Source organism: Microbulbifer maximicatervae (SeqCode) (assembly GCF_056231245.1).
Window position 1 is genome coordinate 2,501 of record NZ_CP174334.1, and the last position, 25,448, is coordinate 27,948.

17 protein-coding genes and 2 rRNA genes are annotated in these 25,448 nt (G+C 49.6%); 13 read left to right on the top strand and 6 right to left on the bottom strand.

All coding sequences use genetic code 11. From position 1 onward, the window contains the following. Nucleotides 1–81 precede the first annotated feature (81 nt). The 3 genes from ACJJIS_RS00020 to ACJJIS_RS00030 all read left to right on the top strand — a co-directional run bounded on the left by ACJJIS_RS00020 (nucleotide 82) and on the right by ACJJIS_RS00030 (nucleotide 5,090). Nucleotides 82–2,963, top strand: a 23S ribosomal RNA gene (locus tag ACJJIS_RS00020). A 203-nt stretch (nucleotides 2,964–3,166) separates the two neighbouring features. Then, nucleotides 3,167–3,282, top strand: a 5S ribosomal RNA gene (rrf, locus tag ACJJIS_RS00025). 815 nt (nucleotides 3,283–4,097) lie between these two features. Next, on the top strand, nucleotides 4,098–5,090 hold the full coding sequence (locus ACJJIS_RS00030) for a YncE family protein (RefSeq protein WP_444895753.1): 993 nt from the start codon (nucleotides 4,098–4,100) through the stop codon (nucleotides 5,088–5,090). Nucleotides 5,091–5,122: 32 nt separating this feature from the next. Here the strand turns inward: ACJJIS_RS00030 and ACJJIS_RS00035 are convergent, their stop codons facing one another. Both ACJJIS_RS00035 and dtd read right to left on the bottom strand, forming a co-directional pair. Further along, a complete protein-coding gene (locus ACJJIS_RS00035; protein ID WP_475709165.1) occupies nucleotides 5,123–5,653 on the bottom strand; it encodes a GNAT family N-acetyltransferase in 531 nt (176 codons plus the stop codon). Nucleotides 5,654–5,762: 109 nt separating this feature from the next. Then, nucleotides 5,763–6,200 carry a D-aminoacyl-tRNA deacylase gene (gene dtd / locus ACJJIS_RS00040; RefSeq protein WP_413663730.1) on the bottom strand — a complete coding sequence of 146 codons (438 nt, stop codon included), beginning with the start codon at nucleotides 6,198–6,200 and terminating at the stop codon, nucleotides 5,763–5,765. Between the two features lie 87 nt (nucleotides 6,201–6,287). Between dtd and ACJJIS_RS00045 the strand changes: the two genes are divergently transcribed. From ACJJIS_RS00045 to ACJJIS_RS00085, 9 genes are all read left to right on the top strand, one after another. After that, nucleotides 6,288–8,396: a prolyl oligopeptidase family serine peptidase gene (locus ACJJIS_RS00045; protein ID WP_475709166.1), complete on the top strand. Its 2,109-nt coding sequence runs from the start codon at nucleotides 6,288–6,290 to the stop codon at nucleotides 8,394–8,396. Between the two features lie 230 nt (nucleotides 8,397–8,626). Beyond that, nucleotides 8,627–9,616, top strand: a complete 990-nt coding sequence (locus ACJJIS_RS00050) for an SDR family oxidoreductase (protein ID WP_282930799.1) — start codon at nucleotides 8,627–8,629, stop codon at nucleotides 9,614–9,616. 105 nt (nucleotides 9,617–9,721) lie between these two features. Next, the gene (locus ACJJIS_RS00055) at nucleotides 9,722–10,315 is read left to right on the top strand and encodes a DNA-3-methyladenine glycosylase I (RefSeq protein WP_475709167.1); all 594 of its coding nucleotides are present in this window, start codon (nucleotides 9,722–9,724) and stop codon (nucleotides 10,313–10,315) included. A gap of 31 nt (nucleotides 10,316–10,346) precedes the next feature. Further along, complete coding sequence (locus ACJJIS_RS00060; RefSeq protein WP_475709168.1) at nucleotides 10,347–11,168, top strand: mechanosensitive ion channel family protein; 822 nt, start codon at nucleotides 10,347–10,349, stop codon at nucleotides 11,166–11,168. A 188-nt stretch (nucleotides 11,169–11,356) separates the two neighbouring features. Next, complete coding sequence (locus tag ACJJIS_RS00065) at nucleotides 11,357–13,249, top strand: DUF885 domain-containing protein (RefSeq protein ID WP_475709169.1); 1,893 nt, start codon at nucleotides 11,357–11,359, stop codon at nucleotides 13,247–13,249. 130 nt (nucleotides 13,250–13,379) lie between these two features. After that, the gene (locus ACJJIS_RS00070) at nucleotides 13,380–13,961 is read left to right on the top strand and encodes a hypothetical protein (protein ID WP_444918527.1); all 582 of its coding nucleotides are present in this window, start codon (nucleotides 13,380–13,382) and stop codon (nucleotides 13,959–13,961) included. Nucleotides 13,962–13,974: 13 nt separating this feature from the next. Next, complete coding sequence (locus ACJJIS_RS00075; protein WP_475709170.1) at nucleotides 13,975–14,742, top strand: hypothetical protein; 768 nt, start codon at nucleotides 13,975–13,977, stop codon at nucleotides 14,740–14,742. A gap of 35 nt (nucleotides 14,743–14,777) precedes the next feature. Then, the gene (locus tag ACJJIS_RS00080; RefSeq protein WP_475709171.1) at nucleotides 14,778–15,260 is read left to right on the top strand and encodes a GNAT family N-acetyltransferase; all 483 of its coding nucleotides are present in this window, start codon (nucleotides 14,778–14,780) and stop codon (nucleotides 15,258–15,260) included. An 11-nt stretch (nucleotides 15,261–15,271) separates the two neighbouring features. Beyond that, complete coding sequence (locus ACJJIS_RS00085; protein ID WP_413663721.1) at nucleotides 15,272–16,042, top strand: VIT1/CCC1 transporter family protein; 771 nt, start codon at nucleotides 15,272–15,274, stop codon at nucleotides 16,040–16,042. 3 nt (nucleotides 16,043–16,045) lie between these two features. On the opposite strand, the gene ACJJIS_RS00090 is transcribed toward ACJJIS_RS00085, so the two are convergent. After that, nucleotides 16,046–17,128, bottom strand: coding sequence for a GGDEF domain-containing protein (locus ACJJIS_RS00090; protein WP_444895763.1), 1,083 nt, complete (start codon nucleotides 17,126–17,128; stop codon nucleotides 16,046–16,048). 178 nt (nucleotides 17,129–17,306) lie between these two features. On the opposite strand from ACJJIS_RS00090, the gene ACJJIS_RS00095 reads away from it, so the two are divergent. Next, the gene (locus ACJJIS_RS00095) at nucleotides 17,307–17,828 is read left to right on the top strand and encodes a macro domain-containing protein (protein ID WP_444895764.1); all 522 of its coding nucleotides are present in this window, start codon (nucleotides 17,307–17,309) and stop codon (nucleotides 17,826–17,828) included. Nucleotides 17,829–19,217: 1,389 nt separating this feature from the next. Here the strand turns inward: ACJJIS_RS00095 and ACJJIS_RS00100 are convergent. The 3 genes from ACJJIS_RS00100 to thiI all read right to left on the bottom strand — a co-directional run bounded on the left by ACJJIS_RS00100 (nucleotide 19,218) and on the right by thiI (nucleotide 25,338). Beyond that, nucleotides 19,218–21,314 carry a glycosyl hydrolase family 18 protein gene (locus tag ACJJIS_RS00100; protein WP_475709172.1) on the bottom strand — a complete coding sequence of 699 codons (2,097 nt, stop codon included), beginning with the start codon at nucleotides 21,312–21,314 and terminating at the stop codon, nucleotides 19,218–19,220. 533 nt (nucleotides 21,315–21,847) lie between these two features. Continuing rightward, entirely contained in the window at nucleotides 21,848–23,656 is a 1,809-nt protein-coding gene (gene typA / locus ACJJIS_RS00105) for a translational GTPase TypA (RefSeq protein ID WP_282930811.1), read from the bottom strand. A 200-nt stretch (nucleotides 23,657–23,856) separates the two neighbouring features. Beyond that, complete coding sequence (gene thiI, locus ACJJIS_RS00110; RefSeq protein ID WP_282930812.1) at nucleotides 23,857–25,338, bottom strand: tRNA uracil 4-sulfurtransferase ThiI; 1,482 nt, start codon at nucleotides 25,336–25,338, stop codon at nucleotides 23,857–23,859. Nucleotides 25,339–25,448: the final 110 nt, after the last annotated feature.

Genomic DNA, 25,448 nt, shown 5'->3' on the forward strand with positions numbered 1-25,448 from the left:
TGTGTGTCTCTCAAGCACACAATCCGGCGTCCAGGATTTTACCTGGATGTTAAAAGTCGTTAGTAGTCGTTTGTGTTGTATGGTCAAGCGACTAAGCGTATACGGTGGATGCCTTGGCAGCTGGAGGCGATGAAGGACGTAGGAGCCTGCGAAAAGTCTAGGGGAGCTGGCACACAAGCTTTGATCCTAGAATGTCCGAATGGGGAAACCCACTCCTTTTAGGAGTATCCATAACTGAATACATAGGTTATGGAGGCGAACCCGGGGAACTGAAACATCTAAGTACCCGGAGGAAAAGAAATCAACCGAGATTCCCTTAGTAGCGGCGAGCGAACGGGGATTAGCCCTTAAGCTCTTTATGTTTTAGTGGAAGGTTCTGGAAAGTACCGCGATACAGGGTGATAGCCCCGTACACGAAAAGGCATTTAGAGTGAAATCGAGTAGGTCGGGACACGTGTTATCTTGACTGAATATGGGGGGACCATCCTCCAAGGCTAAATACTCCCAGCTGACCGATAGTGAACCAGTACCGTGAGGGAAAGGCGAAAAGAACCCCGGAGAGGGGAGTGAAATAGAACCTGAAACCGTATACGTACAAGCAGTAGGAGCCCTTCGGGGTGACTGCGTACCTTTTGTATAATGGGTCAGCGACTTATTGTCTGTAGCAAGGTTAACCGCTTAGGGGAGCCGTAGAGAAATCGAGTCTTAATAGGGCGTTTAGTTGCAGGCAATAGACCCGAAACCCGGCGATCTATCCATGGGCAGGTTGAAGGTTGAGTAACATCAACTGGAGGACCGAACCCACTAATGTTGAAAAATTAGGGGATGACCTGTGGATCGGAGTGAAAGGCTAATCAAGCCGGGAGATAGCTGGTTCTCCTCGAAAGCTATTTAGGTAGCGCCTCGCGTCTCACCCTCGGGGGTAGAGCACTGTTTGGGCTAGGGGGTCATCCCGACTTACCAACCCCATGCAAACTCCGAATACCGAGGAGTGCAATCGCGGGAGACACACGGCGGGTGCTAACGTCCGTCGTGGAAAGGGAAACAACCCAGACCGCCAGCTAAGGTCCCAAATATCAGTTAAGTGGGAAACGATGTGGGAAGGCCCAGACAGCTAGGAGGTTGGCTTAGAAGCAGCCATCCTTTAAAGAAAGCGTAATAGCTCACTAGTCGAGTCGGCCTGCGCGGAAGATATACCGGGGCTCAAACTGATAACCGAAGCTGCGGATGCTCTTAGGAGCATGGTAGAGGAGCGTTGTGTAAGCCGTTGAAGGTGGATCGGGAGGTCTGCTGGAGGTATCACAAGTGCGAATGCTGACATGAGTAACGATAAGGGAGGTGAAAAACCTCCCCGCCGGAAGACCAAGGGTTCCTGTCCAACGCTAATCGGGACAGGGTTAGTCGACCCCTAAGGCGAGGGCGAAAGCCGTAGTCGATGGGAAACAGGTTAATATTCCTGTACTCGCTATTACTGCGATGGAGTGACGGAGAAGGCTAGGCCAGCATGGCGATTGGTTGTCCATGTTTAAGGTTGTAGGCTGGGGACTTAGGCAAATCCGGGTCCCTAAGGCTGAGAACTGATGACGAAGCCCACTTAGTGGGTGAAGTGGTTGATGCCCTGCTTCCAGGAAAAACTTCTAAGCTTCAGGTAATAGTGAATCGTACTCTAAACCGACACAGGTGGTCAGGTAGAGAATACCAAGGCGCTTGAGAGAACTCTGGTGAAGGAACTAGGCAAAATGGTACCGTAACTTCGGGAGAAGGTACGCCGGTTTTGGTGATGGGACTTGCTCCCTAAGCTGAGGCCGGTCGAAGTGACCAGGTGGCTGCGACTGTTTATTAAAAACATAGCACTCTGCAAACTCGTAAGAGGACGTATAGGGTGTGACGCCTGCCCGGTGCCGGAAGGTTAATTGATGGGGTTAGCTTCGGCGAAGCTCTTGATCGAAGCCCCGGTAAACGGCGGCCGTAACTATAACGGTCCTAAGGTAGCGAAATTCCTTGTCGGGTAAGTTCCGACCTGCACGAATGGCGTAACGATGGCCACGCTGTCTCCACCAGAGACTCAGTGAAATTGAAATCGCTGTTAAGATGCAGTGTACCCGCGGCTAGACGGAAAGACCCCGTGAACCTTTACTACAGCTTTGCACTGAACTTTGAGCCTATTTGTGTAGGATAGGTGGGAGGCTTTGAAGCAATGACGCTAGTTGTTGTGGAGCCGTCCTTGAAATACCACCCTGGTATGTTTGAGGTTCTAACTCTGGTCCGTTATCCGGATCGAGGACAGTGTATGGTGGGTAGTTTGACTGGGGCGGTCTCCTCCCAAAGAGTAACGGAGGAGTACGAAGGTGCACTCAGCATGGTCGGAAATCATGCAATGAGCATAATGGTATAAGTGCGCTTGACTGCGAGACAGACATGTCGAGCAGGTACGAAAGTAGGTCATAGTGATCCGGTGGTTCTGTATGGAAGGGCCATCGCTCAACGGATAAAAGGTACTCCGGGGATAACAGGCTGATACCGCCCAAGAGTTCACATCGACGGCGGTGTTTGGCACCTCGATGTCGGCTCATCACATCCTGGGGCTGAAGCCGGTCCCAAGGGTATGGCTGTTCGCCATTTAAAGTGGTACGCGAGCTGGGTTTAGAACGTCGTGAGACAGTTCGGTCCCTATCTGCCGTGGGCGTTGGAGATTTGAGAAGAGTTGCTCCTAGTACGAGAGGACCGGAGTGAACGAACCTCTGGTGTTCCGGTTGTCACGCCAGTGGCATTGCCGGGTAGCTATGTTCGGACGGGATAACCGCTGAAAGCATCTAAGCGGGAAGCCTCCTTCAAGATAAGATCTCCCTGAGGCCTTGAGCCTCCTGAAGGGCCGTGGAAGACTACCACGTTGATAGGCTGGGTGTGGAAGCGTTGTGAGGCGTTGAGCTAACCAGTACTAATTGCCCGTGCGGCTTGACCATACAACAGAGATGGTTACTAACGACTAGCTAAGCTAGCGGATTGTGAGTTAGAGACATACGATCGCTTGCGGTGTATTACTACAGATTGTTTTACCGACTTATTTGGGGTTATCGCCGGTCAATAACATGACCGAGGCAAACAGCGATAACGCGGCAGGCCAAGCACATTGCTTATAAGACCAACGCCAACCCAAGCCAGTTTGCCTGACGACAATAGAGTTGTGGAACCACCTGATCCCTTGCCGAACTCAGAAGTGAAACGCAACATCGCCGATGGTAGTGTGGGGCTTCCCCATGTGAGAGTAGGTCATCGTCAGGCTTCTAATCCGAAAGGGCCACCCAACAGGGTGGCCCTTTTTTTATGGCTAAAAATATTTTAAAGAAGCAAAAAACAAAAGCTAAAAACTAAGAAAGGGAAGGAAGAGAGGGAAAGCAGAAAATACTTAGTAAAAATTAAATAGAAAAAATAAAAGTAATTCTGAAAAACTTTAATGCTCAACTTTCTATTTAAAAGTCAGTCAGTAAATAAATAAGAAAAAGCTAAAATTACCTGAGCACCTTAAACAGACGCTCTCCTAAAAAGCCTATAAAAATAGGTCTTTACTGATCTTCTCTCCAAACGCCTTTGCACTCACACAAAAAATAATCCAACAAAAATAACTCGCGTAAAACTCAGAAAAGTACCCATACCACTCCCGCCAAAAATTAAAATTAGCCGGTAAAAATATCGGTGATTTTTTAGTCTCTGCAGTAATCCCCTGTAACCACGGGGCCTGCAGCTCGTTTATTAAAGTTATGCACAACTCTATCCAGACTTTCTGTTAGTAACGTTCTGGTCTTACTTTTAGTGGATAACCTGACACTTTTTTCGTTGGTTTTTTAATCGAATTATTTCATTGCACGAAATTAAAGGCTTCCAGACCTCTATCCAAAAGTTATGCACAGTACTATCCAAGAATTCTGTTAGTAACATCCCTGTAATGAAGAAAACATCTAAAGAATTCTATTTTTACGATCTATTATCCAGTGTTTCAGTGGATAACCAGGGCTGACTTTTCAGTTCTAAAAGGCTCGCTGGGATGTGCTGTTAAGGAAGCATTCTACTAGCGACAAATTCCTCCGAGAGGCTTGCTAATGAGATTTCTACTTTTAATTTCCATGTCATTAGTACTTTTAGCTGCTGGATCGCTAAGGGCGCAGACGTTGGTAGTAGGAAATAAATATGAGGGCACGGTGAGTTTTATTGACCTGGCTTCCGGCCAAGAGGTTAAGAAACCGGAAACTGGAGGTTCGCCCCATGAATTAATAGTGTCGCCGGATAAATCTAAAGTGGTGGTAGTTTCTTACCTTGAAGATGGTTACGTGGGAGAAGAGCTGAATGTATTCGATATCGCGAGCGGTAAGCGCCTGAAAAGAATTGATATCAGTCCACACAAAGGCCCTCACGGTATCGCTTGGCTGGGCGACAGCAATAATGTGATTGTTACGACAGAAGAAACCAGCGACGTGATAAAGGTGGATGTGGCTGAAGGAAAAGTATTGGGCGTTGCCCGTACTGATCAGGTAGGTAGCCATATGCTTGCACTATCACCTGATCTGAAGACCGCCTACGTTACTAGCCGGGGGTCGGATACGTTCAGTGTAATTGATACAGAGACTATGGAATTGAAATCTACAATACCGGCAGGGGATGGGCCGGAGGCGGTGTGGGTAAGCCCCGATAATAGCGAGCTATGGATAGGAAATAATCAGTCAGAAAATATCTTTATTTTCGATACTGAAACGTTAAAGCAAAAAGAAACGATAGATGTTGGTTTTCTGCCTATCCGAATCAGGTTTCACCCTGATGGCGAAGTGGTAGCTGTAGCAGACTTAAATGGTAATCGTATACTGGTGTATGACGCCAAGACCCGTAAACGGTTACATGAGATTGATGTCGGCAGCGCAGGGGCCAGACAGCCAGCATCGCTATTTTTCTCTCCGGACGGAAAGTTTTTGTTTGCCGGTTCTCAGAGAGACGGAAAAGTTGTTGAAATAGATACCGCAACTTGGAAAGTTAAGCGTATATTTAATGCGGGACAAGGGTCAGATGGTATTGAGTGGAGTCCAGTAAATATTCAGCAATAAATATTCCTGTACTCCACAGTTAAAATAATGAATCAGGTAGGAACTGTGTAGATTTTCAAGTCCTGGAATATTCCATCAATCGAATAATAATTTGGAATAGTTTCACTATGCACTCCACCTACGCGTTCTGCTACGGCTATGCTGGCACTGTTTTCAGATAAGCAGTGAATTTTCAACGCTTGAATATCGTGCAGATCTTTCAAGTAGCTAGATATTTTATTTACGATTCGAGTTACGATTCCATTGCCATGGCAGCTTTTACATAACCAATACCCTATTTCTGCATTTTGTTTTTTAAGGTCAATTTCCTTGATACCAAAGATCCCGACTACCTTGTCCGAATAGTGGATCTTGTACCAGGATGCTCCGAAACTATTGCTAAATACTCTGTCGGCAATATATTTTTCTGTGGTTGGGAGGTCGACAACAAGCTTTGCCCAATAGAGATATTTCTCTAGCAGTGGTCTGTTATTTTCAATTAAGGTAAAGATGATTTGTGTGTCACTATCCAAAAGTGGATCGAGTTTGATATCACTGTTTACTACTATAGGCTTCTTAGTCATCCTTTTGCCTCTCCATTTTTTAGCGATATTTTTTAGTCATTAGCAACCTAACCAACTGGTAGAGTTTTCCTGATTAGGTGAAACAACAGAAAGAGCCTGTGGAATGTCTCTAGGTTTCCAGCATAAAAGTTACCGGGCCGTCATTGACTAGTGAAACCTGCATATCCGCTGCAAATATTCCAGTGGCCACTGGCGTAAATTGGGCTTTGGAACTTTTAACGAAATAGTTGTAGAGCTCCTCCGCGTATTCTGGTGATGCGCCGCGACTAAAGCTCGGGCGTAAACCTCTATCAGTTTCGGCAACTAGTGTGAACTGACTGACAATCAGGAGCCCACCTCCCGCCTTTTGGAGGTTGAGATTCATACGCCCTTTATCATCGGGAAAAATACGGTAATTCAGGACTTTGTGCAGCAGCTTATCTGCACTATCAGTAGTGTCCTGGGCTTCGATACCTAGCAGCAGGAGGATACCTTTATCTATGGCCCCAACGGCCTCTCCCGCTACATTAACCTGGGCATGGCTTACCCTTTGGATCAATCCTTTCATCTCACTTCTCTCTGCTGCTCTGGAACCGATCGTCTAAATCGCCTAGATTAGCGGACTGTTCCCAGTAGAGAAACCGAGAATAACGGTATGAAGAGACAGCTAGTGGCACTGGTTGCCGGTGCACTTGCTGCGGTGAGTGTTCACGCAGCTGATAGCTATCCGGATAGTAAGCCGGGTGCTCAAATTGATGAATATTTTGGTCAAAAGGTGGCTGACCCCTATCGCTGGATGGAAAAAATGTCCAGTGATGAGGTAAAGAGTTGGGTGGCCAAACAGAATGACCATTCATTACCGCGTTTGAAGGACCTGCCCGGGTGGCAGAAAATCAATGACCGGCTTGCAGAACTATGGCGCTACGAGCGCTACGGTGTTCCGTACAAGAAGGGCGATAGCTATTACTACAGCTACAACACCGGTGATTGGGATCAGAATGTTTTCTATAAGGCTTCTAGCCTGTCTGCTGAGGGCGATACGGTCTTAGATCCACGTACCCTAAGTGAAGATGGCACTATTGCTGCCAAGCGCCTCAAAGTCAGTCCAAAGGGCCGCTATCTGGCTTACGGTATCTCGGATGGTGGCACTGACTGGACCGACTATCGTATTCGCGACCTAAAGACAGGCAAGGATCTGAAGGAACAACTGACTGGTATCAAGTTTAGTGATGCCAGTTGGGCGCCGGATGAGTCCGGTTTTTACTATAGCCGGTACCCGTTTAACAGAGATGGCACGGCGGATGATAGTAAACAGGTAGCCGTCTATTTTCACCGACTGGGAGATGCCCAGGAGAGTGATCAACTGGTCTATGAAATTACCGATCATCCCACCCGGAACCCGGGCGCGACGGTGAGTGACGATGGCAACTATCTCCTGTTTGGCATCTTCGACGGCTATGACTCGAACGGCTTTTACTATCGCGATTTACGCGATGAAAGCGGCAAGGTAGTTAAGCTTCTGGATGACTGGGATGGCCTATACCAGTATCTCGGAAATAAAGGGAGCACCTTTTACTTTGAGACCAGTGCGGGGGCGCCGCTGGGCCGTGTAATCGCTATTGATCTGAATAAGCCGCAACGCAAACACTGGCGCGATCTGGTGCCGGAGACGACTAGTGCCCTGCAGAGTGCCAGTTATATCGGTGATCGCTTTGTGCTTCACTACCTGGAGGATGCAAAATCGCGAGTGCTGGTGACCGATACTAACGGTAAGAAACAGTACGAGCTGAAGCTGCCAGGGGTGGGCTCAGTGAAGGGGTTTTATGGTGAGCCGAATGAAGTTGAGACCTTCTACGCTTTCTCTAATTTTATTACCCCGCCGAGTATCTACCACCTGAATGTACAGACTGGTGAAACCAAACTGTTCAAGCAGCCAAAATATGCAGCAGACTTTTCCGATCTGACTGTGAGTCAGCATTTCTATAAGAGTAAGGACGGTACCCGGGTGCCTCTATTCCTCGTGCATAAGAAGGGAATGAAGCGAGATGGCTCCAACCCGACGCTGCTTTATGGATATGGTGGTTTTAACTCCGCTCAGTTACCGCGCTTCTACAACCGCTTTGTCGGTTGGTTGGATATGGGCGGCACCCTGGCACTGGCCAACTTGCGCGGTGGTAGCGAGTACGGCAATGCTTGGCACCAGGCGGGTACCAAGACGCAAAAGCAAAATGTCTTCGATGATTTTATCGCTGCAGCTGAGTGGCTGATCGAGGAGAAAGTCACTTCTCCTGAAAAGCTTGCTATTAGTGGCCGCTCCAATGGTGGACTATTGGCGGGGGCAACGCTGGTACAACGACCGGATTTATTTGCGGCGGCATTACCGGTAGTCGGTGTCCTGGATATGCTGCGATATCATACCGCTTCCGCTAATGCCCGGCAGTGGTCGAGCGATTATGGGCTTAGTGAAAATCGCGATGAGTTCAAAGCGCTGCATGCCTATTCTCCGGTCCACAACACCCGTGAGGGCACCTGCTATCCGGCCACGCTAATCACCACTGCCGATCGCGATGATCGAGTGGTTCCCTGGCACAGCTACAAATTTGCGGCAGCCCTACAAAGAGATCAGGGCTGTGACAAACCGGTCTGGCTTGCCGTGGAAACTCGGGCTGGGCACGGTGCAGGCAAGCCGGTATGGATGCAGGTGGAAGACTTCGCCAATCAGTGGAGCTTCCTTGCCTACCAGCTGGGCATGAAAATCGAGTAGCCTTTTCAACTAACCCAACAAAAGTAATAGCGGGATCAATCAAAAAAACTCCCAGTAGGACGATTGTAGATAGGGTTTAGTTTTGGGGCGGTGTCACTAGTGAAGTTAGTGTGCCGCCCACTCTGTCGGAGTGGTGGTATCACCAACCGGTCTGCCCTTCCGGAAGGAGGTGGCTTCGATAGAGCTAATCACTGGGTATGAATAACGATAACAACTCATCCGGTGGATTTATGAAACACGCATTTGTAACCGGGGGAACCGGTTTTCTCGGCGCTAATTTGGTAGAGCAATTGGTTGGTGATGGATGGAAAGTTACCGCCATGCATCGGCGCACCTCCAATACCGATATGTTGCGCTCTCTGGGCGTCAACCTGGTTGAGGCCTCTCTGAATGACCCTCAGTCCCTTCAAGCTGCAATCCCAGATAATGTCGATGCGCTTTTCCATATGGCGGCTAATACCAGTATGTGGCGCGGCGGTAATGCCCAGCAATGGAAAGATAATGTTGAGGGGGCGGCGAATATTGCCAAAGTTGCCAGGGAGAAAAATGTAGGGCGTATGGTGGTGACCAGCTCAATTTCTGCTTATGGCTACCATAAGGAAAGAATTACTGAAGAAAGTGATAAGCTGGCAGATGACCCTCATCATCACTATCTGTACACGAAAAAAAGAGAGGAAATTGCAGTTCGCAAGGAAATTGAGCGGGGCCTGGATGCGGTATTTCTTAACCCTTGCGCAATTGTGGGTAAATACGATACCACCAGCTGGGCGCAGACCTTTTTTCTGATTGAGAAAAATCAATTACCAGGTGTTCCACCGGGCTGGGGTTCTTTTTGCCATGCCGGTGCAGTAGCGCGAGCCCATATCGATGCGGTTGAAAAGGGGCGGTGCGGCGAAAATTATATCTTGGCCGGAACGGATGCCAGTTTTTTAGAATTCTTTGGAAAGATCGCTGAGTTATTGCATAAACCTGTACCAAAACGCACCACACCGGCATTCCTAATTCAATCTATCGCCTGGTGTTCCGACCTCTGGTCTCGTGTGAGTGGGCAAGAGCCGGTTATTACTCCTGAAAAGGCCACGTTGGTAACGAGGAGAGTCGTTGCTAGTAGTGCGAAAGCTGAACGTGAACTCGGATATCAATCGGGTGTGGCTTTGGATATTATGTTGTGCGAATGTCGCGATTGGTTAGTACAGAACAATTTATTGGAGTCGAAGTGAACCGTAATAATATTATTTTTGGGTTGGTTGCTTTACTTTTGGTTTTACAAATTATTCAGCACTACTTTTTTTCCGGCGCAAACTAGTTATAAAAAGGAAGTAATGATGGCGGAAAAGCGTTGTGATTGGTGCCTGTCTACACCGCTTTATCAAAGTTACCACGATGAAGAGTGGGGTAGGCCGGTTACCGATGATCAAACCCTGTTTGAGTTTTTGTTGTTGGAGGGGGCCCAGGCGGGCTTATCTTGGATTACAGTGCTCAATAAGCGGGAGAATTACCGTAAATTGTTTAATAATTTTGATGCTGAAAAAATTGCTCGGTATACCCCTAAAAAGGTAGAGAAACTACTTCTCAACCCGGGAATTATTCGCAACCGGCTCAAGGTTGAATCGGCCATCAAGAATGCACGGGCAACCCTCGAGTTGCGCGATCGCGGTATATCCTTAAAGGATTTTCTCTGGCAGTTCACCGGTGGAAGAGTGATTGTTAATCGCCCCCGCTCCATGAAGCAGGTGCCGGCCACAACAGCAGAATCTGATGCGATGAGTAAGGCGTTAAAGAAAGCGGGTTTTAGTTTTGTGGGATCAACCATTATGTATGCGCATATGCAGGCAACTGGAATGGTCAATGATCACTTGGAAACGTGTCCGGCTCATCAGCGTTGTGTCGATGATGCACAGAATTTAGGTTTGGCTTGAATTTAAAATAGGGATTTATTTTCGAGGGTCGATGAATATTAATAGCTTGCTCAACGAGTACTGGCCCCAAGTAACAGCATTATCCCTAAAGCTGGCGGCCGCACTACTGGTAGTTTTGGTGACGCTGTTTGTGGCCCATCTTGCTCGCAGAGCGGTTGACCGTCTGCCGGACCGGTTTGATATTACCTTGCGACCAGTACTGCGCAGTATTTCGAGCTGGGCGGTTTATATTGTTGGCGCACTGCTGGTATTGGATGTCTTTGGTATTAACACTACCAGCTTAATTGCTCTACTCGGCGCTACTGGTGTGGCAGTAGCCTTAGCGTTGAAAGATACCCTGCAAAATATTGCTTCGGGGTTCCTATTGCTGGGATTGCGGCCGTTTCGCGTTGGGGATGTGATTCAGTTCGGTGCCATATTGGGCACTGTTCGCGAGGTAGGGCTGTTTACTACGGAGCTGGATACCATGGATGGGCTGCGTATTACCGCACCCAACAGTGCTATCTGGGGGCAAGTGCTCACCAACTTCAGTCGCAATAAGACTCGCCGTATCGAGATTGTGGCGAGTATCGCCTATGGCGATGACATTGATCGCGGCCTAACAGTATTACGTCGCCTAGTAGAACAGGAACCCCGTATTCTTGCTGAGCCAGAGCCATGTTTCGCTGTTAAGGCGCTTGCTGACAGCGCGGTCAATTTACAGTTGCGGGCCTGGGCTGCCAATGATCAGTACTGGGATGTTTATTGGTCCCTGATGCAAAAGCTTAAGCCTGCACTGGAGGCAGAAGGCTTGACGGTACCCTTTCCCCAGCGAGAGCTACATATCTTGGACCGGGTCACAAGCCGGCGTTAGTCCATTACCGCAGGGTCACTTGTGGCAATATCCTGCTTCAGGTATTGGGTCCACCTAGTCCAAAATCTCCGATTTGCCTCAACTCAACGCAAACATATGGCGTTCTGGGGGGCATGAATCGACACCTCACCGAATTCGTGTCAAAGTTAGCGGCGTTTTTTTGTACAACTTTTGATCGAGATAGGAAGATGCCGATAAAGCTGAACAACCCACTGATCCCCAGCCTGCTGGCTGTCGCTATCCTTGCGGGCTGTCAGGGTGACAAAAGTACCCAGACTGGAGCCAACGTAGATAAGCCCCAAAATGTGGTTGCCGAGGCCTCAGTAACTGTAGATGCGGTTGCCGAAACCAAGCGCCTGACTGAGTGGCTGGATGAGCGCTATGAGGAACAGCTGCAGTTCAGCCCGATTCAGCTGTCCTACCTGGGTCGCAAAGACCACTACGACCAAATCGACGATATGAGTGAGGCCGCAGAGGCTCGCCGCTTGGTTTGGCAAGAGAAAAGTGTTGAAGAGCTCAAGAAGAATTTCGACTACAGCAAGCTGACTCAGGAAGGGAAAACCTCCTACGATATCTGGATTTATCAGTTTGAACAGGCCAAGGCCGCTGCGCCGTTTATCCGTCACGGCTACATCTTTGAGCAGATGGGAGGTGCACAATCGCAGTTGCCCAACTTCCTGCTGAACTTCCACAAGGTTGACAACGTTGAAGATATGCAGGCGTATATCACCCGTATCGGTGGTATCTCCCGCGCGATTAACCAGCTTCTTGACCGCGCCAAGCTGTCGTCCAAAGAAGGTATTCGCCCCCCGCGCTTTGCCTATGAGGGGGCGATTGATCAGTCCAGTAAACTGATTGAAGGCGCGCCATTTACCGATGGTGAAGATGCGCCTCTGTGGGCCGGTGCCAAAGGGAAAATCACTGAGCTGCTCGAAGCCGGTACTATTGATCAGAAGCAGGCAGACAAGCTGACTGCGGAAGCACGCAAGGCATTAGAGACTGAGTTCTTCCCCGCATATCAAGGGCTGGTTACCTGGCTCAAAGCGGATATGCAGAAGGCCTCAGCAGAGCCTCAAGGTGCTAGTAGCCTGCCCAATGGTATGGCCTACTACAATCAGCGCCTGGCCAACACCACAACTACGGACCTGACTGCCGACGAGATCCACAATATCGGCCTGGAAGAAGTGGCGCGTATCCGTGGTGAGATGGAAACTATCAAGAAGCAGGTTGGTTTCGAAGGTAGCCTGCAGGACTTCTTCAAGTTTATTCGCGAAGATGGCCAATTCTACTACCCGAATACCGATGAAGGTCGCCAGGGCTACCTGGATGACTCAACTGCGTTCCTGGACAACATTACCAAGAAATTGCCGGAATACTTTGGCCTTCTGCCGAAAGCTGAGTTGGTAGTAAAGCGGGTTGAGTCTTTCCGCGAACAGGATGGCGGTGCCCAGCATTACTACCCCGGCACTCCCGATGGTTCCCGCCCGGGTATTTACTATGCGCATCTGTCTGATATGAGTGCCTATTCCACGACTGATATGGAAACTGTGGCCTACCACGAAGGCAACCCCGGTCACCATATGCAGATCTCAATTGCTCAGGAATTGGAAGGTATCCCGCAGTTCCGCACTCAAGCTCACTTTACTGTCTATGTAGAGGGCTGGGCGCTGTACTCTGAGAAGCTTGCTAAAGAAATGGGGGCCTTCGAAGATCCCTATAACCTGTTTGGCCACCTGACGGCTGAAATGTGGCGAGCCATTCGCCTTGTTGTTGATACCGGCCTGCACGCCAAAGGCTGGAGTGAAGAGCAAGCGGTGGAGTACTTCCTGGAAAACTCCGCAATCCCCGAGACTGCAGTTCGTTCCGAAGTGCGTCGTTACCTGGCGTGGCCGGGCCAGGCGACTGCTTACAAGATCGGTATGCTGAAAATTCAGGAGCTGCGCAAGCAGGCTGAAGATCAGTTGGGTGATAAATTCGATATTCGCGGATTCCACGATACCGTACTGGGTGGCGGTGCTTTGCCAGTGCCAGTATTGGAGAGCCGCGTAGCCTCTTGGGTGGAATCAGTGAAGCAATCATAAGCTTCTTAGCTGACTCTTTTAAAAAGCCGGGCATAGCCCGGCTTTTTTATTGGGCTTATTTCTGTGAATATCGTCTGTGTATAGAGGAAAGCTGGTTTTCCCTAAAATAATTGTTTATGGAAAAGTCCCAATGGATTCAAATATTTACTCTGCCCCAGAGGCTGAATTAGATACTGTTTCAGAAGATGAAGCGCAGTTTTATATAGTTTCACCAACCAAATTCTGGGTAATGAGCCTAGGTACAGTGGGCATCTATTCAGTTTATTGGTTTTACCGTCATTGGGCAGAATATCAGCGTGCTAGTGGAGAGAATATGTGGCCGGTTATGCGAGCGATATTCTCTATCTTTTTTACTCATTCCCTTTTTTCCAGGATTCAAAGCCGTATCGAGATTGATAAGGTGGATTACCGCTGGGTGCCGGCACTTTGGGCTACGTTATATGTAGTTTTTGCGATTGCCGGGGCTATTGTCGACAGGATTTCCTATTACTCCGATGTAATTTCATTGATCGATATAGTAAGCATACTTCTCTTACCCTTTACATTGTGGCCACTTTATGAGGGACAGAAAGCTGCCAATATGGTTAATGGAGATATTTCAGGACAGGCTAACTCGAGATTTACTCCCTGGAATTTTGTTTGGTTGGCTGTAGGGGCTGTGTTTTGGGGAGTGGGTATTTTTGGGGCTTATTATCTGCTGGGCAATGTATAAGAGAGGAGTATCTATGAGACGTTCAGGATTTATTATCGTCGCTCTGCTATTACAACTGTTTCCTTCCGCTTTATGGGCGGAGCCAACACCCACTGAAATTACCGTGCGCGCCAAGGCCATGGATGCCAAGTTTATTGGCTCCTCCATCGGTGGTGCCATGGTTATTATTCGCGATGCAGATTCTGGGGAAATTCTTGCCAAGGGGCTTACCCAAGGGAGCACCGGTGACACCACCAGAATTATGAAAAGGCCCCGAGAGAGGTTCCAACCTATCGCCGATGGCGCTGCACATTTTACCGCTACACTGAATATCAGTGAGCCGGTGTTTCTGACGGTGGAAGTTCTTGCACCGTATATCAAAAAGCAGGCCCGAGTGGTGGCGCAGACACAGACCTGGCTGGTTCCGGGAAAGCCTATTTCTGGTGATGGGCTGATTGTGGAAATTCCGGGAATGTTGGTAGATTTACTCAGCCCACAGACCCATCTCTATACAGGCTTGGACCAGAGTCCCTTTGAGATTCGCGCTAATGTGGTAATGATGTGCGGATGTTCACTTACCGATGGTGGGATTTGGGATGGCAGTAAGATAGAAGTTGTGGCATTGGTTAAAAGAGATGGCAAATCATTTGCTCGAGTGCCGCTAGAGATACAGGAGACTATGAATACCTTTAGTGCGCCCTTTGCGACGGATTTGCCAGGTGTTTATGAAATTGTGCTATATGCCTATGATCCCAAGACTGGAAATACCGGTGTGGATCGGGGGAGCTTCATTGTGCGCTAGGCAAGTGCGGCAAGGCGTCTGAGATATGGATTCCTATGGATATTCGGCAGGCTATAGAGAGTGACCTCGAAGGCATGTGGAGCCTCTTTAGTGTTGTGCGAAACAGAGGGGATCTGCCTTTCTCGCATAAGATCAGTCGAGAAGTGTTTTCTGCTCAATGGCTTAATGACGACTTACAGACTTATGTTACCGAAGAGTTACCTCACCTGCTGGGGGTGTATAAATTAGGGGTTAATTTCCCTGGTATTCATAGCCATGTCGCGACAGCCAACTTTCTCGTGCACACGGATGTGCGCGATCGCGGTGTAGATCGTGCACTGGTCCAGCATGCAGTCGCCAGAGCCCAGGACGCCGGCTATTTGGAAATGCAGTTCAACTACGTTCCCAGCGACAATGAGCCCGTAATTACCCTTTATACCGAGCTGGGCTTCACTATTATCAAAACGCTAGATAGAGCATTTACAGATCCTTTGGGAAGGTTGCAAGATGCTTATGTTATGCAGCGGTTTTTACAGTAGCTCGCCTGGTTATGGACCGGCAAAACCCAAAACACCAACAGGAAAGCCGGGAAGCGCTAATTGAGGAGCATCGACCGGAGCGTATTGAGGCGCGCTTGCGAAGTCGTCCACAGTCACAGTGGCTCTCTGATTTTGTTTTGGGAGCGATAGATGGCTGCGTAACTACCTTTGCCATTGTTGCAGGCGCTTTTGGTGCAGGCTTCTCCGAAGCGGTTGTGCTCGTGATGGGCTTTGCCAACCTTATCGCTGATGGTTTCAGCATGGCGGTAAGCAATTATGAAGCTGCCAGTGTGGAGCGTGAGCAACGAGCCGCGGCTATGCGTACAGAGCGTCAGCATATTGCTTTAATTCCCGAGGGAGAGCGGGAAGAGATCAGGCAGATTTTTTATCGAAAGGGATTTCGAGGTGAAGTTCTCGATAATATTGTTGCCACTATCACTGCGAATCAAAAGCTGTGGATAGAGACAATGCTGGCGGAAGAGTACGGTATAAGCCGCTTAGAGCATAAGCCTCTGGGTGCGGCACTGATAACCTTCGTCGCTTTTTTGTGTGTAGGTGCTATTCCCCTGTTGCCCTACCTTTTCCACAGCCTTAATCCCGCCGAACAATTTTATGCGAGCGCCGTTCTTTCGGTCTGCGCTTTTTTTGCTATTGGCTTGTGCAAAGGATTGGTGTTTTCCCACCACCTGCTGGTGGCGGGCTTAAAAACTCTGTTTTTTGGCAGTAGCGCAGCGGTCCTGGCACTCGCCGTTGGCTATCTACTGCGCCACTTGGTGACTTAATATTTATGCGGCTACCACTTTGTTGCGCCCACCATTCTTGGCTCGATACATACGTTTATCTGCTTCGGCCAATAGCTGATTGAGTGGCTTGCCATTGGTGCTGCCTTCGACGACTCCGAGACTGATTGAGATTTTTACCGGGCGTGTATAGCGGCGGCTGAGGGTCGATACTCTGCGACGAAGTTTTTCTGCAAGGACACTGCCGCCTTTCAAGTCAGTATTCGGCAATAGCAATAAAAATTCTTCGCCGCCCCAGCGCGCCACAATATCCTCAGACCGGGTATTACTTTTCAATATCTTGGCAACATCTTGTAATACGCGGTCGCCAAAGGAGTGCCCGTAGGTATCGTTGATCGTCTTGAAGTTATCTAAGTCTCCGATAAGGATGACATATTGATCTTTCAGCTCATCATTCCGGCGTTCTAATTCATGAATGGCGCGAAATGCTTCTCTGCGATTCGCTAATCCGGTCAATGTGTCCGTGGCAGCATAGGTCTCCAATTCACCTGTTAATCGCTGGAGGAGCTGTTGAGTTTGGTGACGGCTACTGTCAAGTAATGCAGTTAGAGCCGTGAGTGCACCAAATACTGCAATAAAACGCGCACGATAGGCCGTATCATATTTGGCCGTGAGCCCTGGGAAATCCGGATAAAACAGGATTGCTGCCGTAGCGAGACCTATGCCGAGCAGTGCAGTGGTGCCGGTTTTATAGCCGTAAAGGTTGATAAATCCGGGGACCAGCATAACTGCCCACATCAATCCGGTATTGTTTACACCACCAGTCATTAGTAAGTAGAAATACAGCGCCAATAAAAGAATTCCCACCAATAATGGCGTTTTCTCGGTAGGACCGATAATGTTGACAGTGATATATGCAAATAAAATAACCACCGCGACGATAAAAAGCGTCGATGCCTGCAGGATATTAGTTGCAGTAAGGGCGATGATCGCCATGGCTCCGGTGATAGCCATAGCGAATATCAGCATATAAGAGGAGGCCAATATCCGTCTGCGCAGATCTATGCGCTGCACTTCATCAATAGAGGTGGATATCGCGGGGTTTTGATTGTTATACCCTGAGCTCATAGTCATTCCCGTTGCTATACCGACTGCAACCTTCCGCTTGCTCGGGACCGTCCTGCATCATACAACTATGCTGGTAGCCACTGCCGGAGTGAAGCAATGGTGAGTATAGGGGGAATCTGTCACCGACCAAAGTAGCAAGCTACAGTATCAGTAACTCAAACTTTAGAACTGAGAAATCGTGACACAAATTCAACTGACTTCTGGCGATATCTTGACGATGCGTGGAGATGCTCTGGTGTGTCCGGCACACAAGCATCTTATTCGGGGGCGGGGGCTTTCAGCGCAGATTTATGCCCAGTGCGGGACTCGGTTAACCCCCCAATGTGCCAATCAAAGAGCATGCCCAGTTGGTGAAGCTCGCGTGACTCGAGCCTATGATTTACCGGTCGATTACTTATTGCATACTGTTACGCCCCAGTGGAGCAGTGGCGATCAATGGGGGAGCCAGGCCATAGTGCTGTTGAGACACTGCTATGAAAGTGTTTTAGAGTTGGCGATAGAGCGCGGCTGCAAAACGATACTGTTTCCGGCATTGGGAGCTGGCACTAACCGCTTCCCTCACGAGATTGCGGCACACCAGGGATTGGCCGTTTTACGCGCTTATGCCTCAAGGTTCGAGAGACTCACAGTTTGTTTGCACTCACAAACTGCATTGGCGCAGTGGCAGAAAGTTGAGCAGCGCTTTTATGGCCATAATTGATGTGTCACGGGTAATTGAATGGGATACAGCCTATTGTGTTAATTATTTAGTTAAGCACTATTGATTCCATGCAGTTAATGGTTCCTTCAATAACCTAATGTGGCGTATATAAAGTAGTTCTGCGGTGCAGGCAGATCGAACCACGGCATGTCAGTCTAACAAGCAATAACTTACCAAGTCGTCTTCTGATCTCATGAATTGAGAGTTATTCAGGTGCTATACAGTCTTTTCTAACTCTTCCGTTGATTATTAAGTGCTATGTCTCCACCTAACTATTTAGTTCTAACGTACTAAATATTGAAATCGTTAGTTGTAATGAGTCATCTATTCGCTAAAGATAGTTGTCAATAACTTAATAAATATGCATTATTTTTATATGTATTTTTTAAGCCTAAAAATTTTTAGTAACTATGGACCACTGCAAAGTCTGCATACAAGAACAAAATATCTATGAAGGCATAGGGCATAGATGTGCTTTGTGTCGGGGGTGAGTGTCCCCTAAAATGAAAAAGAAATCCTCTTTTTTACAGTTTCCCATGCCGCCTATGAATAGCCAGCGCGTTATTATTCACTGTAAGTAGGACTGGATTGTCATTCTGCTTACCACTTTCATTAGTGGCTCTTATAGTTACTTCTTATTTAAAATTTTTAGTATCTCAGCGAGAACAGTCTTTATCTGAGAACGCTATCTTGGCAGGCCTTACTACTGAGGGATATATTTTATCAATGCGGCCAGTAATGTTTGTTTCTATAATATTGTTTGCGACCTTCTTTAAGCTGCTTGCATACTTAATCCCTACGGAAAAATAGAACTTGATAAAGAGTTAAGTCTAAGATATTGGGAGACTATAGGTTGAGGCAATCAATTCGTAAAAATTTTAGAATCTTATCGTTTTTTTAACTTTGATAGTCTTGGGGATAAATAGTTATTTTGTTGCCAGCTCCAATAGAGTGAAATTTAACTCATTATTTTCCCTTTTTCCTAAAGAGTATAATTGGAGCCAAATTCAGGCGGTTGAAACAGCTAATGGCACTGGTCCGGCACCTAGCCGATGAATTCCAAAATACATTTTAAGAATGGATAATAAAAAATTAATTTAATTGATTGTAAGTTTTAGAGATTTATTGCCTCTTACCCCAGACTCAGAATTTATCTGCGAGATCAAAAGCACATTAAGTATGAGCAAAGTTTGACAGATAATGGTATTCGTTGGCTGAGATATATTTTGTCAAAGGATAACTTTGGTGAAGTGATGCATATCTTACAAGATACGCCGTAATAATTATTTTAAGGGCGGACTAAATAATAAATGGAAAGGACCCGATAAGGGCCCTTTTATTGAAATATTGAGCCGCCTTCCTTGAGAAGACGGTCAAAGTGTATCCAGGTTACTGGCAGGAACTCGCTTCCCAGTACTGGGGGGCGCTAGCCGGGGACCACCAGTTGGGACCAAAGGTAGACACATAAACCTGGCCTTCAAAGGTTACTAGGTCGCCAACTTGATAGCCTTCGTCACCAGCATATGGCTGCTGGAATTCGGGGCAGGAAGCGGTCTCACCTGAACCTTGATCGCTGTCGGTGTTGTCATCGGAACCGTTATTGGCGTTGTCGTCAGAACCGCTATCGGAGCCATTGTTGTTGCTATCGTCAGAGCCGCTGTCGGAACCATTGTCGGAGCCTTCGCCCTCAGTTTGACAGGTGGTTTCGGTCCACAGCGATGGCGCGGAACCTGGAGACCACCAGTTTGGCTCGTGGGTGGACTCGTAGGCGACTCCTTCAAAGACAACAACGTCACCGACTGAATAACCTGGGTCGCCGGCATAGGGCTGCTCAAACGCGACGCAGGCGCTGCTTCCGCCATTATTATTGCCACCGCCACTTCCGGTGTCGCCAGTATCTCCGGTGTCTCCAGTGTCTCCAGTGTCTCCAGTGTCTCCAGTGTCTCCAGTGTCTCCAGTGTCTCCAGTGTCTCCAGTGTCTCCAGTGTCTCCAGTGTCTCCGGTATCTCCGGTATCTCCGGTGTCTCCGGTGTCTCCGGTGTCTCCGGTGTCTCCGGTGTCTCCGGTATCTCCGGTATCTCCGGTATCGCCAGTATCTCCGGTATCGCTATCACTGGAGCCACCCTGTCCGAAAACTTCGAGTGCGGCATCGAGTAGTGGATACTGGTATTCATTGTTCTCCAATAGCATTCCACCGCGTAGCTGCCAGATCATCACGCCACCAAGGCCCTGGTCGAGCACATATTGGGCGCGTGCGGCGATAGAAGTCGTATCTTCGAAAGAGATAAAACCGCCATCCTCAAACCAACCATAGTGGGTGACGGCCTCGGGATCGTAAGCGGTCTGGAATGAAGAGTCGCTCTGCATTTTCTCAACGATCTGGTAGTAGCGCGTCTCGGTGTCAGAGCCCCAGTGAGCGACGTCTTGTCCGGAGGCGGCTTCACCGATTGCGGTGGCGCCAGCCACGCTGCGGCCGTAGTGGGACATACCCAGGGTGATTTTCTCAGCAGGAATATTGCCCTCAGTCATCCACATATTGCGGCAGCTGTCTGCGTCGAAGCCTTCGTTGACCTGGCCTTCATAGGGGTACAGCGGCGAGGTATGCTGGGCTACGGTATCCCAGTCGCCACCAAAGTCATAAGTCATCAGGTTGATATAGTCGAGGACTTCGCCCACAGCAGCAAAATCATAACCCTCTTCTGCAATCGAGGGGCCACAGGCCACGGCAGCGGTCAGTTCCAGATTTTTGCCGGTCTCCGCTTCAACCTCATCGAAGCGCGCGCGCAGCTCTTGCAGCAGGGTGGTGAAGTTTTCTTTGTCGATCGAGCGTCCGCCGTTCGGTGCATAGCCGGGGTATTCGAAATCGAGATCGAGACCATCGAAATCCCAGTCAGTAAGCAGTGTCACTGCATTTTCGATAAAGGCTGCACGTGCGGTGTCGCTCTCCATCATCTCAGAGACTTTGTGGGAGAGGGTCCAGCCGCCCATAGACAGGATCGCCTTGGCACCGTCGTCATGTACCGATTTTACAAAACCTGATTCGTGGTCATTCCAGCCCTGGCAGACCGCGGGCTGAATACTGGAATCGTATTGGCTGTAGGGGTGCCAGAATTGCGGCGAGCATTTTACGGGACCATCACCGGCGCCGCCGGAAAATGATTGGGCGCCCAGGCCGTAGAAAACGTAGGGGTCTGTAAAGTAGATGTTGCCGTCTTCGTCATTCCAGGCAAAGGCGTACTGAACGTGAGTGAGCTTGGAGAAATCCACGTTGTCATGGGTGAAGGATGAGTCGGCCCAGTATTCCCAATCGGCCCAATAGGCAGATACACGTTTAGAGGTTTCTTGTGCGCTGACGTTTCCGCTGATGGCGATTGCTGCTGCGAGTGCCGCCGCAGCTTTTAATTTAAACCCAAATTTAGATCCGCGTTCACTGCGGCTGCCCACCAACATCCTTGTTCGATCCTGAGATTGCAGGAAAGAAAACATTAGATTGACCTCCCATAGGTCTTAATTATGTATAAAGAAATTTGTCGTTATATGTGGAAAAATTTGAATAAATGGAGAGGTAAAAGTTCCGCGAGGAAATGTGGAATAAATGTGCAAGCCACGGAGGGTAGTGGCTGAGTGGTTATATTTATTTCCGCTGTAATTTTATGATGGGGACAATAAAAAGTGCGGGCATAAATTTAATTGCACCTTCCAGGAATAAATATTTGAGCAGATAAACGATAAAAATGGTCGATTATTTAATATCAAAAGAAGATAAATTTTCTTTTTGGGGTAAGAGATTGGAAAAAAATACCGGATTCTGGCGAGCGATATTTACGGCCTCTTGCAGGCAGCCTCCCTGCAGTTTAGTGCAGCACGGCTTCTGTCGAGTTAATCAATCACCTCTTTACTATGGAATGTTGCTACGGAGAAGTTTTTGATTGTCCCTCTTCAGGGATTGAAGATGTCATGATATGGCAAAAACAAAAAAGGGCCCAGAGGGCCCTTTTTAAAGTTGAAGAAAATACTAATTATTTCTTCGCACGCTTGCGCATATTTTCCTGCAAAATTTTCTTGCGCAGGCGGATAAAGTTGGGAGTCACCTCTACCAATTCATCGTCTTCGATGAATTCCAGAGCCTGCTCAAGGGTGTGACGAATGGGTGGTGACAGAGTGAGCGCATCGTCAGTACCTGACGCGCGCACATTAGTGAGCTGTTTGGCCTTGGTAGGGTTTACTACCAGGTCGTTGCCACGGGAGTGAATACCGACGATTTGGCCTTCGTAGACCTCTTCGCCGTGGCCCAGGAACAAGCGACCACGATCCTGCAGTGCGAACAGACCATAGGCGAGGGTTTTGCCCTTGACCATGGAAACCAGTACACCGTTGATGCGCTTGGCCACCTCACCCTGCTTCACCGGACCGTAGTGGTCGAAGATACTGGTCATAATGCCAGAACCACTGGTGATGGTAAGGAATTGGGAGCGGAAGCCGATCATGCCGCGCGAGGGCACGATAAAGGTTAGGCGCACGCGACCTTTGCCATCGGGCTCCATATTGGTGAGATCGGCCTTGCGCAGGCCCAGCTCTTCCATAATGGGCCCCTGATGGGGTTCCTCAACATCGATAACCACTTCTTCATAAGGCTCGTGGATCTCTCCGTCGACCTCTCTCTGCACCACTTCGGGGCGGGAAACGCCCAGCTCGAAACCTTCTCGGCGCATGGATTCGATCAGGACAGACAAGTGCAATTCGCCTCGGCCGGAAACCTTGAACTTATCAGGAGAGTCGCCTTGCTCTACACGCAGGGCCACGTTGTGAATCAGCTCCTGGTCAAGACGCTCTTTGATGTTGCGCGAGGTAACGAACTTGCCGTCCTGGCCAGCAAAGGGGGAGTCGTTGACCTGGAAGGTCATGCTTACGGTGGGCTCGTCCACGCTCAGGGCGGGCAGGGCTTCTGGAGTATCCAGATCGCACAGGGTATCGGAGATATTTAGCTCACCCACACCGGTGATACACACGATATCGCCAGCACTGGCTTGCTCCACTTCTACACGCTCCAGGCCGAGGTAACCCATAACCTGCAGGACCTTGGCTTTGCGCGAGTTGCCCTCGCGATCGAGAACTACCACTTGCTGGTTCGGCTTCAGGGTACCGCGAGTGATACGGCCAACGCCGATTACGCCTACGTAGCTGGAGTAGTCCAGAGCGGAAACCTGCATCTGGAAGGCGCCGGTGGGGTCAACCTTCGGGGGCTCAACCTTGTCCACAATCATCTGGAACAGCGGCGTCATATCGTCGGCCAGGTCGGTGTCGTCGAGACCGGCGATGCCGTTCAGGGCGGAGGCGTAGACAACCGGGAAGTCCAACTGTTCGTCGGTGGCGCCGAGGCTGTCGAACAGGTCGAATACCTGATCCATCACCCAGTCGGGGCGAGCGCCGGGGCGGTCGATCTTGTTAATCACCACGATCGGGTTGAGGCCCTGCTCAAATGCCTTCTGGGTTACGAAGCGGGTCTGCGGCATGGGGCCATCTACTGCGTCTACGAGCAGCAGAACTGAATCCACCATGGACAGTACGCGCTCTACCTCGCCGCCGAAGTCGGCGTGCCCAGGGGTGTCGACAATATTGATGCGGTAGTCATTCCAGCGGATAGCGGTGTTCTTCGCCAGGATGGTGATGCCACGCTCACGCTCTTGATCGTTGGAGTCCATGACGCGCTCGGCGCCTTCGTCGCGGCGGTCGAGAGTGCCGGACTGGGACAACAGCTTGTCCACAAGGGTGGTTTTGCCATGGTCTACGTGGGCGATAATCGCAATATTGCGCAGATTCTCTATCACTGGGGGCCTCTGGGCGTTAAATCTTGGTAAGTCGGGGCGGGGGCCTGCGGGGTTTCTACAGCAGCATTCCGGCCAAAGGCGGCGATTATAGGGGGGCCGCATGACAATTGGGAGTGATTTTGAGTAAAAAATCACCGCCCCGGGGCGCTGATCGCTTTAAAACCCGCGCGGGCGGTAATTGCCCGCGCCTTGAGCAGAAGTTACTTCTTAATGGTTTCCGGTCTGTGGGGAATCAGCGGGCGCAGCACGCCCACATTGCGAAAACCTTCGTCCAACAGGTGTGAGGCGTGCAGGCGGCTCATAACGCCTTTGGAGCAATACAGGAGGTACTCACGCTCTTGGTCCAGGTGGGCAAAGCTGTTGTTGAGACGGTAGAAAGGAATAGTCTGCACCTCACAGCCAAGCTCCAGTGGATCCAACTCCTCCTCATCCGGGTGGCGGATATCGATAACCACAGCGCTGCCCGGCTCTTCGCGGATCTCCACATCCGGTGCTTCGCCATCGACTTCTTCGATCACCTGATCAATATTTTGCATCACCCGATTGCTGATAGCGCGATCGAGGACGGTGAAATCGAAGCGGTTTTCCTCGGACTCCACTTTTTCAATCTTGGCGCGGGTGGTGGGTTTTACCGAGATAACGCCGCAGTATTCCGGCATATTGGCGGCGAACTCTTCAGTGCCGATGGCCCGGGAGGTGCGGATAATATCGGTCTTGTCGGTGGTGATCAGTGGGCGCAATACCAGGGTATTGGTAACACTGTCGATCACCGACAGATTTTTCAGGGTCTGGCTGGAAACCTGGGCGATGGCTTCACCGGTGACTACGGCGTCCACCTCCAGTTCCTTGGCGATCACATCGGCGGCGCGCAGCATCATGCGCTTCAAAATAACGCCCATATGGGAGTCGTCGACCCGCTCGAGAATCTCTGCCACTACTTCGTCAAACGGCACGGTGATAAAGCGCACCCGGTGGGAAGCGCCGTATTTGTTCCACAGATAGTAGGCGACTTCTTTCACGCCCAGCTCGTGCTGGCGTCCGCCCAGGTTGAAGAACAGGAAGTGGGTGCGGATACCGCGCTTCATGGTCATGTAACTGGCCACGGTAGAGTCGAAGCCACCGGAGACCAGTGACAAAACCGGGTCTTGCGTGCCCAGGGGGAAGCCGCCCAGGCCGGGATGCTGCTCTTCGATCACGTTGAGCTTGTCGTGGCGGATCTCCAGCTTAACGGTGATGTCGGGGTTTTTCAGTTTGACTCCGGATGCCTCGGTATTCTTGTTGAGGCCGCCACCCACATACTGTTCCACATCCAGAGACTGGAAGTCGTGTTTGCCGGTGCGTTTAACCCGTACACAGAAAGTCTTGTCTTTCAGGGCTGCGCCCCAAACCGACAGGGTTTTCTCGTACATGTCGTGCAGGTCACCCAGGGGGAACTGGCGCACGCGGGAGAAGTTGGCGATGCCGGGGGTGTGAGAGAGCACCTCTTCGATACGTCCACCCAGGTGGGACACAGCATCGGGCGCGATCACATCGATCTTTTCCCAATCCTTTCGCACCTGGATACGGTCGTCCAGCTGGCGCAGCAGGCGCTGCAGGTTGTCCTTGAGCTGGCGCGACATGCGCTTGCGCACAGGGTTGCTCTTGATGGTGATCTCTGGAAAAAACTTGACGACAAAGTGCATGGGAATCTGTGGGGTACCGCATGTTGATAGAAGGTGCGGCATTATAAACTAGCCAGAGCCAAGTTGGTTGTGCACTGTTTGCGGGCGAAGCGAGAACAAATATGTTCTAT

Excerpts from the sequence above, each read along its gene's own strand:
- ACJJIS_RS00030 (WP_444895753.1), top strand. The coding sequence starts at position 4,098 with ATGAGATTTCTACTTTTAATTTCCATGTCATTAGTACTTTTAGCTGCT.
- ACJJIS_RS00035 (WP_475709165.1), bottom strand. The coding sequence starts at position 5,653 with ATGACTAAGAAGCCTATAGTAGTAAACAGTGATATCAAACTCGATCCA.
- dtd (WP_413663730.1), bottom strand. The coding sequence starts at position 6,200 with ATGAAAGGATTGATCCAAAGGGTAAGCCATGCCCAGGTTAATGTAGCG.
- ACJJIS_RS00045 (WP_475709166.1), top strand. The coding sequence starts at position 6,288 with ATGAAGAGACAGCTAGTGGCACTGGTTGCCGGTGCACTTGCTGCGGTG.
- ACJJIS_RS00050 (WP_282930799.1), top strand. The coding sequence starts at position 8,627 with ATGAAACACGCATTTGTAACCGGGGGAACCGGTTTTCTCGGCGCTAAT.
- ACJJIS_RS00055 (WP_475709167.1), top strand. The coding sequence starts at position 9,722 with ATGGCGGAAAAGCGTTGTGATTGGTGCCTGTCTACACCGCTTTATCAA.
- ACJJIS_RS00060 (WP_475709168.1), top strand. The coding sequence starts at position 10,347 with ATGAATATTAATAGCTTGCTCAACGAGTACTGGCCCCAAGTAACAGCA.
- ACJJIS_RS00065 (WP_475709169.1), top strand. The coding sequence starts at position 11,357 with ATGCCGATAAAGCTGAACAACCCACTGATCCCCAGCCTGCTGGCTGTC.
- ACJJIS_RS00070 (WP_444918527.1), top strand. The coding sequence starts at position 13,380 with ATGGATTCAAATATTTACTCTGCCCCAGAGGCTGAATTAGATACTGTT.
- ACJJIS_RS00075 (WP_475709170.1), top strand. The coding sequence starts at position 13,975 with ATGAGACGTTCAGGATTTATTATCGTCGCTCTGCTATTACAACTGTTT.
- ACJJIS_RS00080 (WP_475709171.1), top strand. The coding sequence starts at position 14,778 with ATGGATATTCGGCAGGCTATAGAGAGTGACCTCGAAGGCATGTGGAGC.
- ACJJIS_RS00085 (WP_413663721.1), top strand. The coding sequence starts at position 15,272 with ATGGACCGGCAAAACCCAAAACACCAACAGGAAAGCCGGGAAGCGCTA.
- ACJJIS_RS00090 (WP_444895763.1), bottom strand. The coding sequence starts at position 17,128 with ATGAGCTCAGGGTATAACAATCAAAACCCCGCGATATCCACCTCTATT.
- ACJJIS_RS00100 (WP_475709172.1), bottom strand. The coding sequence starts at position 21,314 with ATGTTTTCTTTCCTGCAATCTCAGGATCGAACAAGGATGTTGGTGGGC.
- thiI (WP_282930812.1), bottom strand. The coding sequence starts at position 25,338 with ATGCACTTTGTCGTCAAGTTTTTTCCAGAGATCACCATCAAGAGCAAC.